Source organism: Zoogloea dura, assembly GCF_012927165.1.
Lineage (GTDB): Bacteria > Pseudomonadota > Gammaproteobacteria > Burkholderiales > Rhodocyclaceae > Zoogloea > Zoogloea dura.
The window spans coordinates 108,701-124,809 of record NZ_JABBGA010000010.1 but is presented as its reverse complement, the minus strand read 5'-3'; the positions used below and the strand labels follow the sequence as shown (position 1 = coordinate 124,809).

The window sequence follows — 16,109 nt, the reverse complement described above, 5'->3', positions numbered from 1 at the left end:
GCGGCTGCCGGGTGGGATTCCGGAAAATGCCCGTCAGATCTATGTCGGACAGGAACGGGCGGACTTTAGACCCGCGCGGGGATTCATGCTCTGTTGTCCGCGGAGAGAAAGCGCTGTGCGGGGCGACGCCTGGCGCGGACAGCCTCGTGGCGGGCGAGGCCGACGCGCAGCAGCATGTGGACCTGCTCGCCTCGCTCGAGACCGAGGGTGTCGGCGCAGATTTCCTCGCCGCGCTGGACGGAGGCATCCCAGCCAGGCAGAAGGCGACCGGCCTTGCGCCGGTTGCCGAGGTCGGTCACGGCGTAGTAGGGATGAACGGCCAGGCCGGCATCGTTCAATCCAAGCCACAGGCGCTGCAGGGTTCTCCCCGCGTTCCAGACGTCTTGCGCCTCGTCGCTGCCGCACAGGGCAATGACCGCGGGCGCCTGCTTGACCATGACGGTATCGGCAATCGACATCATCCTGTCGACACCCAGCCGGTTGAGCATTTCCATCCTGTGCCAGGGCTTGATCCAGCGCATGAAGTGCTGGCCGCCCGGCGGGAGGTGGAGCGTATTGATGTCGAGCCCGTCGCCTGCTGCGATCTCGTCATCGTTCCAGCGCAGGCTGGTGAACAACCATTCATGGAGTTCCGGTTGATTGAAACGGGCCCGCGAGCAGAGTTGCAGTGCCTCGCCCAGGGCATGGATGCGGGGGCTCTCCGTGCAGGTGATGATCCGCACGCCAGGGCTGGCCTGGCAGTCGGGGAGTGGCCCCGGGAGGCGCCTGGCGAAGGGGTGGCGGTTGGTATGGCGATTCTCCATCTGACCGCGTAACGCGCTGGAAGGGCTGGAGGCACCTGCAGGCCTGATGTTCAACTCCCAAGGTATGTCTTCGCGGCCGGTATCCAGGCGGCACTCGACCTGTCCGCCGGTGATCAGGTCCAGGTTTTCGTGCAGCGCGCCTGCTGCCAGCAGGGATGCATGCCCGTTGGGACCGAAGGGATCGCGGAAGTTGCCCGGGTGGGCGTAGCGGCAGCTCAGGACGTCAGCTTGCTGGGTGAAGGTCCAGGGCTGGGAGTTGTCCGCGGATGGGGCGCGGGTGGCCAGGCGCAGTAGTTCCAGAATGTCCATGGGTAAGGCCTTCTCCGGGCAGATTGCGGTAACTGAAGACCGCTACATGCGGGGTGCATGGGCGGCGTGGAACCGAATGATCCGATCCTTGGGCTGCGTATTACACGGATGCCAGTGATCAGGAGAAGAGGATACCGCGGGTGATGGGCATAAAAAAACAAGCCCCCGGAAAACCGGGGGCTTGTTCAGGCTTGCGTGCTGCAGGGGCAGCACGTGATTTCCGTCAGGAGATCAGGAAGCCTTGCGCTTGCGGGACAGAGCGCCCAGGCCCAGCAGGCCGAGGCCGATCAGGGACATGCTGGTGGGTTCCGGCACGCGGCTCACCTGGAAGTCGAAGTCGCTGCGAGCAACGTAGTTGTTGGCGAGGCCTTGACCACCGAGAATGTCACCGGAGCCGATAACGTCGGTCTTGCCATCGCCGCCAACGGTGTAGAACGGGGACAGGGCCGAGGTCTGTTCGTTGAACTCGTAGCCAGTGCCGTTGTACAGGATGGACAGGGCAAAGTTGGCCACGGCAACCTTGGTGGTCGCGGCGGAGCCGGACAGGGTGCTGACGTCGATGGTGTTCAGGGGAACGCCGGCGATGGCGCTGCTGGCAACCCAGAAGTCGTCCGCATCCGACAGGCCGGCAACAGCCCACTTGGTACCGTTGGTGGCGGCGGTTTCGCAGGCAGCGATGCTGGTGCCGTTGCAGGAGGTGAAGAAGTCGCCGGTGGTCTGGGCGAACATGGCGGCCATGGCGCCGGCGCCATACACGGAAGTGAAGGCGGCGGAGGTGCCGAAGGTGTAGAGGCCGGTAACCGCGTTGATCGACTTCACTTCGATTTCGGAGATGCCGGTCAGCTCAAGGCCGGGGGCGCCGAGGGCGGTAAAGACGGAGTTGTCGGGGTTCAGGACGTTGCTGAACTTCACGACAGCGCGCAGACGGTCGCCAACGGCCAGGGTGCCGCTGGTCTTGAAGTTGCCTTGAGCGTCCAGAACGTACTCGATGTTGTCATCTTCGAGGATGCCAACGCCGACGGGCAGCGGAACGAAATCGGCGAAGGCGGCACCGCTGAGCAGCGTAGCAGCAGTGGCCAGAGCAATCTTGGAGAGTTTCATTTTATTTCCTTTTGCAGATGTAGGTTGCTAACAGACTGTTGCTGTGAGCCAGCAGTAAGACGCGCTAACCATCTAGCACGTCCTGTGCCAGCTATTTTTACGTCTGTAAGTTCATGTTTTTTTTATGGAAAATATTTCATTGAAGACTTGAGTGCAAGGATGTGTAAAAAAATTCGACATGCCGGTGAACTGGCCGACGCACGCTCGTCATGGTGTAGACGCCTGTGTGAAAGGCTGGCTGCGGCTGGCCCTGAGGGCTGGGACGGGACGCCTGTGCGTGCAAACCCCTGGCAGCCTTGAGGCGCTATCATCCGCGTCAAGGCTGGCCTCGATTCTGATGCGCCAGCGTATGTGTCATTCATCCTCATAAAACTAGGAATCTCCGGAGTCTTTCATGCCTGTCCTGTTGTGTGCCCCTGAAGCCGCTGCCCTTCTGCCTGTCACCGGCGTCCGCCTCGGTGTGGCCGAGGCCGCCATCCGCAAGCAGAACCGCAAGGATCTGACCCTGATCGAGCTGGCGCCGGGCGCCCGCGTGGCCGGGGTGTTTACCCAGAACCGTTTCTGCGCGGCGCCTGTGCAGGTATGCAAGGCCCATCTGCCGGCTGGCGGGATCCGGGCGCTGGTGATCAATACCGGAGTGGCCAATGCCGGCACGGGGGAGCCTGGCCTGGCTGCCGCCCGTGCGAGCTGCGAGGCCGTGGGGGCGCTCCTGGGCGTGTCGGCGGAGCAGGTGCTGCCCTTCTCCACGGGGGTGATCCTCGAGCCGCTGCCGGTCGAGCGCCTGGTGGCCGGCCTGCCTGCTGCCCGGGAGGCGCTGCGGGCGGATGGGTGGTTCGATGCCTGCCACGGCATCATGACCACGGATACCGTGCCCAAGGCGGCCTCCCGCCAGGTGAGCATCGGCGGCAAGACCGTGACGCTCACCGGCATGTCGAAGGGCGCCGGCATGATCAAGCCGAACATGGCGACCATGCTGGGTTTCCTGGCCACCGATGCGGACGTGGCCCAGCCCCTGCTGGACGCGCTGGTCAAGGACGTGGCCGACCTGTCCTTCAACAGCATCACGGTGGACGGCGACACCTCGACCAACGACAGCTTCATCCTGATTGCGACTGGCCAGGCCGGCAACCCGACCCTGTCGGATGCAGCCTCGGCGGATTACGCTGCCTTCCGTGCAGCGGTGCTGGACCTCTCCATCTGGCTGGCCCAGGCCATTGTCCGGGATGGCGAGGGCGCGACCAAGTTCATCACCTTGCAGGTGGGGGGCGGTGCCAGCCGCGATGAGTGCCGCAAGGTTGGTTATGCCATCGGCCATTCGCCGCTGGTCAAGACGGCCTTCTTTGCGTCGGACCCCAACCTGGGACGTATCCTGGCCGCCATTGGCTATGCGGGTATTGACGATCTCGACGTGTCCCGCCTGCGTGTCTGGTTGGCGAGCGCCGGTGAGGAGGTGCTGGTGGCTGAGCATGGCGGACGCGCTGCGAGCTATCGGGAGGAGGCAGGTGCCCGGGTGATGCAGGAGGCCGAGATCACCGTGCGGGTTGACCTCGCGCGCGGCTCTGCGGCAGCCACCCTGTGGTCCTGCGACTTCTCCTATGACTATGTCAAGATCAACGCGGATTACCGCTCCTGATCCTGCCGGAGCGGCGCCCCCCGGTTTGACGGAAGGGCGCCGCGCCCTTGGTCCGCCTGCTGTATGTCCCCTTCCCCTGCTTGAACGTAGGCCCGCTCGAGTTCGCAGCGGGCCTTCAGGCGGGGGGCTGAATCCTCCTCCTGTGTCAGTGTCAGCCTGCAGTGGCGGGTACGCACACCTGCGCTGACTTGTTCGAGTCGGTGCATCAGGGCCAGGAAATCTCCCTCGTGCCGCAGTTCCGCCTCAAAGCGCAGGCTGGAGATCCGGAGTGAGGATGGCGGTGCGTCAGCTGCACGTTCCTCCGGGCTCTCGGGGGGTAGGGTGTAGCGCAGGGACGATACGTGGAGGTCCCGGCGCGCCCTGGTCAGGGTCTCGTGCCAGCGGAGTTCATCGATGGCTTGGTCAAGGCCGCGTTCGTGGAGGGTGGCAAGATGAGCCTGCACGAGCTCGTGTCGGCGGACCAGATCTTTGGCCATCGAGACTTCCGCCGCAGCGCGCGCCAGGGCTGTGCGGGCGGAATCCAGCTGGCTTTGCGCGATTTCCAGCGTGTGGCGGCTGAAGAAGAGGAGCGCGCCAGCCGCGAGTGCAAGCATGGCGGGCGCCAGGGCCGACATGGCGAGCCGCGCAGTGGAGCGTGTGAGGGGATTCTTCATTGGCGTGGCAGCCAGCGGACCTGGATGCTGGGATGGTCGTCCGGTGCAGCCCTGTCGTCCGTCGCGACATCGCCTGCCCGCGGGGCCGGCGACTCGGGCGCAAGCGTCCCGCTTGTCTGCCGGACTTCAGTTTCCGGCCACTGACGTAATGCACGGAGCAGGCTCATGAGCGGCGGGGGGGCCACGCCTGCCTGCAGCTCCTGGGGCGGAGGGGCAATCTTTATCTCGAGACTGCGGCTTGCGCTGTTCTCCCCCACAGGCGGGAGGCGCCGCCAATCCAGGGCCTCGATTTGAATGGCCGGGTTGCCGGACAGGATATCGGCCAGGCGACGCAGGTCGGTTTCGGGGCCCTGCGGCGCCTGCTGCAGGGCCTCCAGGTTGGCCAGATCCAGTTCCAGTTGCTCCAGCTGAGGCAGGGGGTTGGGGGCTGTGTGCAGTGTGCCACGCAGGGCACTGGCCTGAGCTTCGAGTGCCCGGCTCCGGGCCAGGTTCGTCTCTTTTTGCTGCCGCAGGTCGCGGATGCTGCCCAGGTCATGAAGGGACACGCCGGCGCAGGCCAGAATGCCCGCCGCGGCGAGTACCCAGGCGGCTTGCGCAAAGATCAGGTGGCGCCGGCGGGCCAGTATGGCGTGCGGCGCAAACTGGGGCTCACCGGGGTGGCGTGACAGGATTTCGAGCAGTCCGTGAAGAGGGCTGCCAGGCTGCGCGGCGGCCCCGGTCGGCGAGGTCTCGATGCGTATGGCGAGGCCTGGGTGAAGGGAGCTCAGGTTGGCATCCGGGGACAGGCCCAGTTCCGGCGTGAGGATCAGCAGCACCGGCGTCGGAGGATCCCGTGGGAGGATGCGCTGGTTGAGCAGGTAGTCTGCGCTGCGTCGCAGTTCGTCCTGCCAGGTGTTGCCCGACTGGCCCGGAGCGGCAGCGAGTGCCGTCAGGCGGCTGAACCTCGGCTGGCCCTTCTCGAAGCAGCTGACCCGGAAGCCGGCGGGTGTTGCGTGGGCCAGCACCATGGGGCCGGAGATGTCTGCGGGCACGAGGTGGCGGGTCAGGAAGGGGACCGAGGTGATCCCTCCGGGCACATGCCCGGCCTGCACGATGCGCTCCAGCCAGGGGGTGATGACGGCAGGGCGGGGCAGGGCTGCGAACAGGACCTGTTCGTCCCGGCGGCCTTCCGGGCTGCGCCCCAGCGAGCGTGTCAGCACGAAAGGTGTGTCGCCAAAGAGGTGCTGCCGCCGCCGCTCCAGCATGTTGCGCCGGTCCCTGCCGCGGGCGAAGGGCAGGGATTCGAGGTGGTGGGCTTCGTCCGCCAGGTCGGCCAGGATGGTCATGCGGCTGCCCGGCGGGTTCGCCTGCAGAAAGGCTTCGAAGCGGGCGAAGCCTTCTGCGGTCGGCGGGCAGGAGGGCTCGATTTTCATCTGGCCCCGCACGACCGTACAGGGGGTCAGGCTGGTGCTGGTCAGGTAAAGGATGTGGTGCGGCCTGGTCATGGTCAGAATTTGAGCCGGGTGACGATGTCGTAAACCGGCATCATCACTGCGCTCATGACCGCCAGCAGCAGTCCGCCCAGGATCAGGGTCAGAGCGGGTTCGATGCCGGCCTGGAGCTTCTCAATGGCTTCGCGCACGTCGCGGTCGTAGAAGTAGCTGACATTGGACAAGGCCTTGTCGAGCCCGCCGGTGCGCTCGCCGACCCGGATCATGCGGGTGACCAGGGGTGGGAAGTGGCTGACTTCCGCAAAGGCTTCGGAGACGCTCCGCCCGTCCTCGATGCTGCGTCCGGCCTGGCGCAGCCCTGCCTGCAGGGCCGTATTGCCGACCACGTTCTCGGCTGCCCGCAGGGCGTCCAGCACGGTGATGCCGGAGGCGTACATCATGGCGAACAGGCCGCTGAAACGGGCCATGGCGATCTTGCTGCGGAGCGCCCCCAGAACCGGCACGCGCAGGATGGCTGCGTCGTAGCGCAGGCGCAGGGCGGGGCGGCCTAGCGCCTGTCGCAGAGCCAGCGCGGCGGCGGCGGTGGCGAAGAGCAGGAGCGCGCCATAGTGGGTGACGCCGCGGGAGAGGGCGATCAGCAGCCGGGTCTGCCAGGGTAGCGGGAGGCCGGCTGTCTGGAACAGGCGGGCGAGTTCGGGCACCACATAAACCAAGGCCACGCCAAGCGCGGCCAGCACCATGAGGCCGACGATGGCGGGGTAGATGGCCATGCGTCGCGCGTAGGCGGCCAGTTCGTCGTCGCGCTTGAAGGCTTCGCAAAGGGCCCGCAGGACTTCGGGCAGGCGGCCACTGTATTCGCCGGCGCGGACGAGGTTGCAGAACACCGCATCGAAGACGTCGGGGTGTTGTGCCAGAGCCTGGCTCAGGCTGGCGCCACCCTCGATGCCCGAGGCCAGGTCGGCCACTACCTGACGCAGCCGGGGCTGCCGGATGGCGTCGGCAAGGTCGTTCAGGCTGTCGGTGACGGGCACGCCAGCGCCCAGCAGTTGTTCCAGCTGGAAGCACAGGTTGATGAGCTCACGGCGCGGCACCGGGCGTGGTTGCCAGCGCCAGTGGCTGCGGGCATCGCTGCCGTGGATGAGATCCAGCTCGAGGCGCTGGAGCCGGGCTTCGAGCTCCGCCAGGCTGCTGCTTTCCATGTGCCCCCGGACAATCTGTCCGTGGGGATCCATGGCGCGATAGGTGAAGAGGCCCATGAGTCCTGCTGCCGCTCAGGATGCCAGGCGGCCGGTCAGGTCGATGACCCGGGCCAGCTCTTCGAGCGAGGTGCTGCCTTCCAGCACGCGACGGGTGCCGTCCTCGGCGAGGCTGGTGAAGCCATGTGCCTGCGCGGTCTCGAAAATCTCACGCGGGGTGGCGCGGCGGACGATGAGTTCGTCCAGCTCCGGGCCGACCCGGAGCAGCTCCATGATGGCCATGCGCCCCTTGTAGCCACGGAAGGCGCACTGCGGGCAGCCGGACGGGTGGTGCAGCACCGGCCTGGTCCGGGCTTGTCCGAGGCCGAGCAGGCGCATCTCCTGGTCGCTGGCCGGCGCCGGAGCGCGGCATTCCGGGCAGAGTCGGCGTACCAGGCGCTGGGCGGCGATCCCGATCAGGTTGCCGGCGAGGATCTCGGGGACGATGCCCAGGTCGAGCAGGCGGGGAATGGCCCCGATGGCCGAGCTGGTGTGCAGGGTTGAATAGACCTGGTGCCCGGTCATGGCCGCCTGGAGCGCCATGCGGGCGGTGTCGCCGTCGCGGATCTCGCCGACCAGGATGACATCCGGGTCCTGGCGCAGCATGGCGCGGATCCCGCTGGCGAAGTCCAGCCTGGCGGCATCCGAAACGGCGGTCTGGCGGATCTGGGCCAGCGGATACTCGACCGGATCCTCCAGGGTCATGATGTTGATGCTCTCGGTGTTGATGTGCTTGAGCACCGAGTACAGCGTGGTGGTCTTGCCGCTGCCGGTCGGGCCCGTAACGAGGATCAGGCCCTCCGGACGGAGGATCATGCGCTTGAGCAGGTCGAGCTGGGCCCGGGCGAGGCCCAGCTCGTCGATGCCAACCAGGCCGCCTTGGCGGTCGAGGATGCGTAGCACGATGTTCTCGCCATGCAGCGTGGGTTGGGTGGAGACCCGGAAGTCCACCGGCCGGCCGCTGACACTCAGGGAGATCCGTCCGTCCTGCGGGCTGCGCGTCTCGGCGATGTCGAGGGCGGCCATGACCTTGAGCCTCACCGCCATGGCCGGCCAATAGGCATGGTGCAGGGCGCGGATCTGCTGGAGCAGGCCGTCGATGCGGTAGCGGATGCGCAGGAAGGCCGCCTCCGGCTCGAAATGGATGTCGGAAGCGCCCTGCTTGACGGCGTCAGCAAGCAGGGCGTCGATCAGGCGGACTACCGGTTGCGCGTAGCTGTCGCCGCGCCCGGCCGCGGTGTCGATGCTGCCGGTCTCGATCTCCTGGAGGATGCCGTCGATGGAGAGCTCATGGCCGTAGATCTGGTCGATGGCGCGGGCGATCTCGGAGTCGCCGGCAAGGCGGACGTCGATGTGCGTACCGGGCGGCAGCAGGGCGTGCAGCTGATCCTGGGCCAGGATGTCGTCAAGGTTCGCGGAGGCCACCACCAGCCGGCCCTGGCCGGGGTCATAGCTGAGGGGGATCAGGCCCAGGCGCCTGGCGAGCTGGCGGGGAACCTGCGCGATGGCCTGCGGGTCGGGCAGCAGGGCAGACAGGTCGACACTGATCCGGTCGAGCTTGCGGGCCAGGGCGTCGCGCAGGGTCGCTTCGGAGAGAAAGCCCAGGCCGACCAGCTGTCGCCCGATCGCATGGCCGCTGCGGGCCTGTTCCTGTAGACCGATCCGCAGCTGGTCCGGGCTGATCAGGCCCATGCTGATGAGGGTCTGGCCGATGGGCGGGGAAGGGGCGGCGCTGTTCATTGGCTGGGACTCCTGCTGGTGTGGGCCCGGAGGTGGTCGGTGCTCGCTGGCGAGGCGGGAGGGGGTGCCTGGTCGGCATGGAGAAGCATCCACTCGTAGCCCAGCAGACCGGCCAGGGCTGCGAGCGCGAGTGCAGCAGCGGCCAGGGCAAATGGCGCCGACCTGTCTGCCAGCGTGCGGCGCTGGGTACGGACCATTGATGCAGGTGGAGCGGCAGGGGCGGCCGGGCGGGCCTCTGCGGGCGGCATGACCTGGGCTGCGGAGGATTCGAAGCTCAGTCCGGGATCCGGGGTTTGCCCGGCTTCCTCGAGCGTGAAGGAGAGGTGGGGGGGGCGGGTCATGGCCTGGCCTCGAGTGGCAGGGATGTCCCCGGAAAGTTGCGCTGCCCTGGCGGTGGGGTATTCCGAAAGAAGTCCTCGCCCGGCAGGTGTTCGCGCAGCTGCGGTGTCCGGGCGAGGAGCCGGGCTTCCCGGACCACCATCGGGCGCAGGAAGATCACCAGCTCGGTCTTCTGGACCCCGTTGTCCCGGCTGGTGAACACCTCGCCGAACAGGGGCAGGCTGCCGATCAGCGGAACGCGGCCGGTCCGGTAGTCGATCCGGTCTTCCATGAGGCCGCCGAGGATGGCGGTTTCACCGTTTTCGATACGCAGGATCGACTCGATCTCGCGGGTCCGGATCTGGGGCACCAGGTTGGGGATGGTCGCCGGGATGTTGGGGTTGGGATCCCGGCGGAAGTCGGAGATGCTGGAGATGGTGGGCCGGATGTTGAGGATGATCTCGTCGGTCTCGCTGATCTGTGGTGTGACCGTCATCACCAGTCCCACCGACACCGCCTGGGGCGTGGTGGTGACGGTGGTCAGGACGCCGGCGTTGGTCGTCTGGGATGTGTCGGCCTTGACCGTGAAATAGACGTATTCCTCGACGACCTTGATCGCGGCGGTCTGGTTGTTGAGCACCGAGAGCTTGGGGCTGGAGAGCACCTTGACCGTGCCGAAGCTCTCCAGCAGCTTCACCGTGGAGTCAATCCCGTCGCGGCTCTGGTAGGCGATGCTGAATGGCGTGGTGCCGCTGCCGGCCGTGCTGCCCAGGCCCGGGCCGGTCAGCCCGAAGCGGGTGCCTCCGGCCAGTACCCGGCTCCAGTCGATGCCTTGCCGGTAGGTGTCTCCCAGGGCGACCTCGACGATGGTGGCCTCGATCAGGACTTGCCGGCGGGCCGCCTGCGTGACCTGCTCCAGGAATTCCTCCACCTTCCCGTGCTGGCGTCCGGTGGCGCGGACCGTCAGGACTCCGGTCTCGCGGTTGGCGATCACGGCGGCGGCTTCGCGAAAGGTGGATTGCTGGACCAGCGTGGTGGTGGTGCTCTGGGCTGCGGACGGGCCACCCTGGGCCGTGCTGCGGGGCGTCGTGCTGCGCCCCCGGGCCGGTGGCGGCTGGGTTGGTGCGGCAGGCACGGCAGATCCTGTCGTGACGCTGGATCCCGAGTTCTCGATGAGGGTTTCGCTGGAGCCTTCGGGCAGAATCTTGTCCGTCTCCCGCAGCAGATCCTTGAGGTTCTTTTCGACGGAGTCCCAGAACTGGTTGCGGGAGGTGTTTTCGATGCGGGTTGCCGAGATGTTGCCGCCACCGATCGGATTGGCGCTGGCGGATTGCCCCGCCGCAACACTGCCTGCGCCGCTGGTGGCGATCTGGGTGTTGGTGGCGACGGTGCCCGACATCTGGCGGCTCAGGTTGACGTAGTCGAGCCGGTAGATGCGCAGGAAGGGGGTGTCGGGCATCACCCGTAGCGTGGGGCCATCGAACTCGAAGCGCACATCCGCCTGACGGGCAATGCGGGCCAGGATCTGCGGCAGGGTCTGGTCGATCGCGTTGAGTGTGACGCTGCCGGTGATGCCTGGGTGAATGTCCACGTTCAGGTGGGCGTCCCGCGCGAGGGCGAAGAGCAGGTCCTGGAGCCGGACGCCGGTGACGACGACAGAATAGGTCTCGAGCGGCAAAGCGGAGCCCGGTGCCTGGCTGGGCGGCGTGGGTGGCGGCCGGGGGGATGCCGGAGCCTGCGCCGTCATGGGGCGGTCAGGCACCAGGGGGCCGAGATGGCCGGAGCCCGGGGGGAAGTCGGGCGGGGATGCACAGGCACCCAGCAACAGGCTTGCAGGCAGCAGGAACCGGTTTGGAATGTGCATTGGGGAGCGGGTTCTTGGATGTCATTTGGATTAATTCTATTGGAATAATGAGGCCTGTAAAGCTGTAGTTCCATTAGTTGACCGTCAGACACATTCCGCACCGGGCCGGAGGGGCTGGTCGCCGGGGAGGGCGTGGCCATGCCGGACCAAACTCGGCAGGTGTAAGTCATGTGTAAGATTGATCGCTTCTAATGCCGCTCGGACCCAGGGCCCGGTACTCCAAGAAAAATCAGAAACGGCGCGTGCATCCACAGCAAGCAACAAGAAAAACAGGCACAAGCGGCCAGGCTTCCCCGCCCAGAACAGGTTTCAGAGCTACCCACGTTGCACACTCATAACACGAGGAGAGGTGAAAAAATGACGAGCGAAACCACCCAGAAGTTCTACTATCCGTCCGAAGAGGTGGTGAAGAACGCGGCCGTGTCGGGCATGGAAGCGTACAAGGCGCTGGTTGCCGAAGCCGATAAGGACTACGAGGGTTTCTGGGGCAAGCGCGCCAAGGAGCTGATCGACTGGCAGACGCCTTTCACCCAGGTCCTGGATGAAAGCAATGCGCCGTTCTTCAAGTGGTTTGCCGATGGCAAGCTCAACGTGTCCTACAACTGCCTGGATCGGCAGGTCCAAAAGGGCCTGGGCGACAAGGTTGCATTGATCTTTGAAGGCGACAAGGGCGACATCGCCAAGGTCACCTACTCCGACCTGCTGACCCGCGTCTCCAAGTTTGCCAACGCCCTCAAGGCGCAAGGCGTCAAGAAGGGTGACCGCGTCGTCATCTACCTGCCGATGTCCATCGAGGGCGTCGTTGCCATGCAGGCCTGCGCCCGCATCGGTGCGACTCACTCCATCGTCTTCGGTGGCTTCTCCGCCCAGTCGCTGGCCGACCGCATCAACGATGCCGGCGCAGTGCTGCTGATCACCTCCGACGGCCAGAACCGTGGTGGCAAGGCGCTCCCGCTCAAGTCCATCGCTGACGAAGCGCTGGCCAGCGGCTGCCCCACCATCACCAGCGTGCTGGTCGTCAAGCGCACCGGCGCCGAGACCGCCATGGTTGCCGGTCGCGACATCTGGGCCGATGAAATCGTCGCCCAGATGTCCGATGTCTGCGAACCCGAGTGGGTCGAAGCCGAACACCCGCTGTTCCTGCTCTACACTTCGGGTTCCACCGGCAAGCCGAAGGGCGTCCAGCACTCCACCGGTGGCTACCTGCTGCACGCCATCCTGACCATGCAATACACCTTCGACATCAAGCCGGACGATGTCTTCTGGTGTACCGCCGACATCGGTTGGGTCACGGGTCACACCTACATCACCTACGGCCCCCTGGCCTGCGGTGCGACCGAGATCGTCTTCGAAGGCGTTCCGACCTATCCGGACGCCGGCCGCTTCTGGAAGATGATCCAGGACCACAAGGTCAGCATCTTCTACACCGCGCCGACCGCCATCCGTTCCCTGATCAAGGCCGCGGACAACACCCCGGCCGTGCATCCGAAGCAGTACGACCTCACTTCGCTGCGTCTCCTGGGTTCCGTGGGCGAGCCGATCAACCCGGCGGCCTGGGAGTGGTACCACGAGAACATCGGTGGCGGCCGCTGCCCGATCGTGGATACCTTCTGGCAGACCGAGACCGGCGGCCACATGATCACCCCGCTGCCCGGTGCCACCCCGCTGATCCCCGGCTCCTGCACGCTGCCCTTCCCGGGCATCCAGGCCGCCGTGGTCGACGAAACCGGCACCGAAGTGCCCTGGGGCCAGGGCGGCATCCTGGTCGTGAAGCGTCCGTGGCCGTCCATGATCCGCAACATCTGGGGCGATCCGGAGCGTTTCGTGAAGTCCTACTACCCGGCCGACTTCCAGGGCAAGCTGTACCTGGCGGGCGACGGCGCGATCCGCGACAAGGACACAGGCTACTTCACCATCACCGGTCGTATCGATGACGTGCTGAACGTCTCCGGTCACCGCATGGGCACGATGGAAATCGAATCCGCCCTGGTGGCCCACGAGAAGGTGGCCGAGGCTGCCGTGGTTGGCCGTCCGGACGATCTGACCGGCGAAGCCATCGTGGCCTTCGTGGTGCTCAAGGGTGCCCGTCCGACCGGCGACGAGGCGGCCAAGGTGCTCAAGGAACTGCAGAACTGGGTCGGCCAGGAAATCGGCCCGATCGCCAAGCCCAAGGACATCCGTTTCGGTGAAAACCTGCCGAAGACCCGTTCCGGCAAGATCATGCGCCGCCTGCTCCGTCAGCTGGCCAAGGGCGAGGAAATCACCCAGGACACCTCCACGCTGGAAAACCCGGCCATCCTGGACCAGCTGAAGGGCTAATCAAACTCACCGTCCCGGTCCGCGACCGGGCAAACCGGCGGCCGGCAATTCCCCCGAATTGCCGGAAATATAAAAATCAATGCCGGTTGAGACAAAGGAATAACAGGGGAGGAACCCGGCGCCGTATGGCCGGGGGTAGAGGGGGAGAAAAAGGCGCGTTCATCGCGCCTTTTTTTCGTCTACTTTTTTGTGCCATGCAGCATATCCTGCATGTTGTTCCGGTAATGTACTTGTTGGCGAAAACCCGCGCAGATCAAGGTTTTTGGTAGTTTTTGCCTGCGTAAGGTCGACGTAAGCGTTGCTCTGTAACTTTCAATCACCCCTAGAGGAGTCCTTTTGGCTCCCCACAGGTTAATTCGAAGAGGAGGAGAGATATGAAAGACGACCTCGGCGACCGCATCCGGGCAAATCCGAAATACCAGGAGCTGGTCTCTAAGCGCAATAGCTATGGCTGGATGATGACAATCCTGATGCTTGTCGTTTATTACGGCTATATCGTGCTGATTGCGTTCAACAAGGAGTTCCTGGCCCAGAAAATGGGGGCTGGCGTGACGTCCGTGGGGATCCCCATCGGTGTCGGCGTGATCCTGTTCACCGTCATCATCACCGGTATCTACATCCGCCGCGCCAACACCGAATTTGATGCGCTGAAGGAACAAGTCATCAAGGAGGCCACCAAGTGATGCGCTCTTCCAAACTCGTTGCCGGCCTGCTGGCACTCCTTGCATCCGGTGCCGTGCTGGCGGCCGGTGCCGACCTGGGGATTGCCGAAAAGCAGGCCACCAACTGGACTGCCATCGCCATGTTCGGCATCTTCGTTGCCGGCACGATGTTCATCACCAAGTGGGCGGCCTCCAAGACCAAGTCGGCGGCTGACTTCTACACGGCAGGCGGCGGTATCACCGGCTTCCAGAACGGTCTGGCGATCGCCGGCGACTACATGTCCGCTGCGTCCTTCCTGGGTATTTCCGCTGCGGTGATGGCCAACGGCTACGATGGCCTGATCTTCTCCATCGGCTTCCTGGTGGGTTGGCCCATCATCACCTTCCTGATGGCGGAGCGTCTGCGCAACCTCGGCAAGTTCACCTTTGCCGACGTGGCCGGCTATCGCTTCCAGCAGACCCCGATCCGCGCCTTTGCGGCGTCCGGCACGCTGGTCGTGGTGGCCTTCTACCTCATCGCCCAGATGGTCGGTGCCGGCCAGTTGATCAAGCTGCTCTTCGGCCTGGAATACTGGATGGCCGTGGTGATCGTGGGTGCCCTGATGATGGTGTACGTGCTCTTCGGTGGCATGACCGCCACCACCTGGGTGCAGATCATCAAGGCCGTGCTGCTGCTGGCTGGCGCGTCCTTCATGGCCTTTATGGTGCTGGTGAAGTTCGGTTTCAGCCCTGAAGCCATGTTTGCCAAGGCCGTCGAGATCAAGACTGCCCTGGCTGCCAAGGATGCCAAGCTGATCGAGGAAGCGGCCGCCAAGGGTATCGATGTGGCCGTCGCCGCTGCCAAGAAGGGCGATTCCATCATGGGTCCGGGTACCTTCGTGAAGGATCCGATCTCTGCCATCTCCTTCGGCATGGCCCTGATGTTCGGTACCGCTGGTCTGCCCCACATCCTGATGCGCTTCTTCACGGTGCCGGATGCCAAGGAAGCACGCAAGTCCGTGGGCTGGGCGACCGTCTGGATCGGCTACTTCTACATCCTGACCTTCATCATCGGCTTCGGCGCCATCTGCTTCGTGCTGACCGATCCGACCTTCCTGGATGCCAAGGGCACCCTGAAGGGCGGCGGCAACATGGCGGCCATTCACCTGGCCAATGCGGTTGGCGGCAACATCTTCCTCGGCTTCATCTCCGCGGTTGCCTTTGCCACCATCCTGGCCGTGGTTGCCGGTCTGACCCTGTCCGGCGCATCGGCTGTGTCCCATGACCTGTACGCCACGGTGTTCAAGAAGGGCAATGCCGACTCTGCTTCCGAGCTGCGCGTCTCCCGCATCACCACCATTGTGCTGGGCATCGTTGCCGTGGTTCTGGGTATCGCCTTCGAAAAGCAGAACATCGCCTTCATGGTGTCCCTGGCCTTTGCCATCGCCGCGTCCGCCAACTTCCCGGTGCTCTTCATGAGCGTGCTGTGGAAGGACTGCACCACCAAGGGTGCGGTGATTGGTGGCTTCCTGGGTCTGATCTCTTCCGTGGCGCTGACCGTGGTCTCCCCGTCTGTCTGGGAAGCCACCCTTGGCAATCCGAAGGGCTCCGCCTGGTTCCCCTACACCTCGCCCTGCCTGTTCTCGATGACCATCGGTTTTGTCGGGATCTGGCTCTTCTCGGTGCTCGACCGCAGCAAGAACGCCGAGCAGGAGCGTGCCGACTTCGCGGCGCAGTTGATCCGCTCCGAGACCGGCATTGGTGCTTCGGGCGCTTCCGGCCACTAAGTCCTGTCCTTCCCCTGCCTGGCGTGACCGGGCGGGTGCAGGTGAAAAACCCCGGCTCGCCGAAAGGCAGCCGGGGTTTTGTTTGTTGTGCGGGCGTTATCCGGGGAAGCAGGCGGCGTGAAAGCCCTGCTGCCATTGGGCCTACTGCCCTGTGCTAGACTCAGGCGGATTTGTCTTGGGATGTAACAATGCCCCGACCAGCGCCAGCGCGCGTCAGGGTGAGGATGTCGGGACTTGTTGAGCGACAAAAAAAGACGGCGGGGGTTGGCCCGTCGG

The 16,109-nt window shown here is 65.1% G+C and carries 12 protein-coding genes; 4 read left to right on the top strand and 8 right to left on the bottom strand.

Features of this window, described 5'->3' with window-relative positions; translation table 11 throughout:
• Positions 1-83: 83 nt before the first annotated feature.
• Both HHL15_RS13910 and HHL15_RS13905 read right to left on the bottom strand, forming a co-directional pair.
• The gene (locus tag HHL15_RS13910; RefSeq protein WP_169146387.1) at positions 84-1,112 is read right to left on the bottom strand and encodes a nitroreductase family protein; all 1,029 of its coding nucleotides are present in this window, start codon (positions 1,110-1,112) and stop codon (positions 84-86) included.
• A 231-nt stretch (positions 1,113-1,343) separates the two neighbouring features.
• Positions 1,344-2,213, bottom strand: a complete 870-nt coding sequence (locus HHL15_RS13905) for a PEP-CTERM sorting domain-containing protein (protein WP_169146386.1) — start codon at positions 2,211-2,213, stop codon at positions 1,344-1,346.
• 394 nt (positions 2,214-2,607) lie between these two features.
• Between HHL15_RS13905 and argJ the strand changes: the two genes are divergently transcribed.
• Positions 2,608-3,846 carry a bifunctional glutamate N-acetyltransferase/amino-acid acetyltransferase ArgJ gene (gene argJ, locus HHL15_RS13900; protein WP_169146385.1) on the top strand — a complete coding sequence of 413 codons (1,239 nt, stop codon included), beginning with the start codon at positions 2,608-2,610 and terminating at the stop codon, positions 3,844-3,846.
• Here the strand turns inward: argJ and HHL15_RS13895 are convergent.
• Genes HHL15_RS13895 through mshL form a run of 6 tightly spaced genes read right to left on the bottom strand, consistent with a single transcriptional unit; the run spans position 3,834 to position 11,086 of the window.
• Positions 3,834-4,499: a hypothetical protein gene (locus HHL15_RS13895; protein ID WP_169146384.1), complete on the bottom strand. Its 666-nt coding sequence runs from the start codon at positions 4,497-4,499 to the stop codon at positions 3,834-3,836. The genes argJ and HHL15_RS13895 overlap by 13 nt on opposite strands.
• On the bottom strand, positions 4,496-5,983 hold the full coding sequence (locus HHL15_RS13890) for a hypothetical protein (protein WP_169146383.1): 1,488 nt from the start codon (positions 5,981-5,983) through the stop codon (positions 4,496-4,498). The genes HHL15_RS13895 and HHL15_RS13890 overlap by 4 nt, the downstream gene beginning before the upstream one ends.
• A 2-nt stretch (positions 5,984-5,985) precedes the next feature.
• A complete protein-coding gene (locus HHL15_RS13885; RefSeq protein WP_169146382.1) occupies positions 5,986-7,185 on the bottom strand; it encodes a type II secretion system F family protein in 1,200 nt (399 codons plus the stop codon).
• Between the two features lie 15 nt (positions 7,186-7,200).
• On the bottom strand, positions 7,201-8,904 hold the full coding sequence (locus tag HHL15_RS13880; protein ID WP_169146381.1) for a GspE/PulE family protein: 1,704 nt from the start codon (positions 8,902-8,904) through the stop codon (positions 7,201-7,203).
• A complete protein-coding gene (locus tag HHL15_RS13875) occupies positions 8,901-9,245 on the bottom strand; it encodes a hypothetical protein (protein WP_169146380.1) in 345 nt (114 codons plus the stop codon). Before HHL15_RS13875 ends, HHL15_RS13880 begins: the two co-directional genes overlap by 4 nt.
• Positions 9,242-11,086, bottom strand: coding sequence for a pilus (MSHA type) biogenesis protein MshL (gene mshL, locus HHL15_RS13870; RefSeq protein ID WP_169146379.1), 1,845 nt, complete (start codon positions 11,084-11,086; stop codon positions 9,242-9,244). Before mshL ends, HHL15_RS13875 begins: the two co-directional genes overlap by 4 nt.
• Before the next feature lie 357 nt (positions 11,087-11,443).
• Between mshL and acs the strand changes: the two genes are divergently transcribed.
• The 3 genes from acs (at position 11,444) to HHL15_RS13855 (ending at position 15,833) form a co-directional block, all read left to right on the top strand.
• Entirely contained in the window at positions 11,444-13,405 is a 1,962-nt protein-coding gene (acs, locus tag HHL15_RS13865; protein WP_169146378.1) for an acetate--CoA ligase, read from the top strand.
• A gap of 374 nt (positions 13,406-13,779) precedes the next feature.
• Positions 13,780-14,088 carry a DUF485 domain-containing protein gene (locus tag HHL15_RS13860; RefSeq protein WP_169146377.1) on the top strand — a complete coding sequence of 103 codons (309 nt, stop codon included), beginning with the start codon at positions 13,780-13,782 and terminating at the stop codon, positions 14,086-14,088.
• The gene (locus HHL15_RS13855; protein ID WP_169146376.1) at positions 14,088-15,833 is read left to right on the top strand and encodes a cation acetate symporter; all 1,746 of its coding nucleotides are present in this window, start codon (positions 14,088-14,090) and stop codon (positions 15,831-15,833) included. Before HHL15_RS13860 ends, HHL15_RS13855 begins: the two co-directional genes overlap by 1 nt.
• The last annotated feature ends 276 nt before the right edge of the window (positions 15,834-16,109 follow it).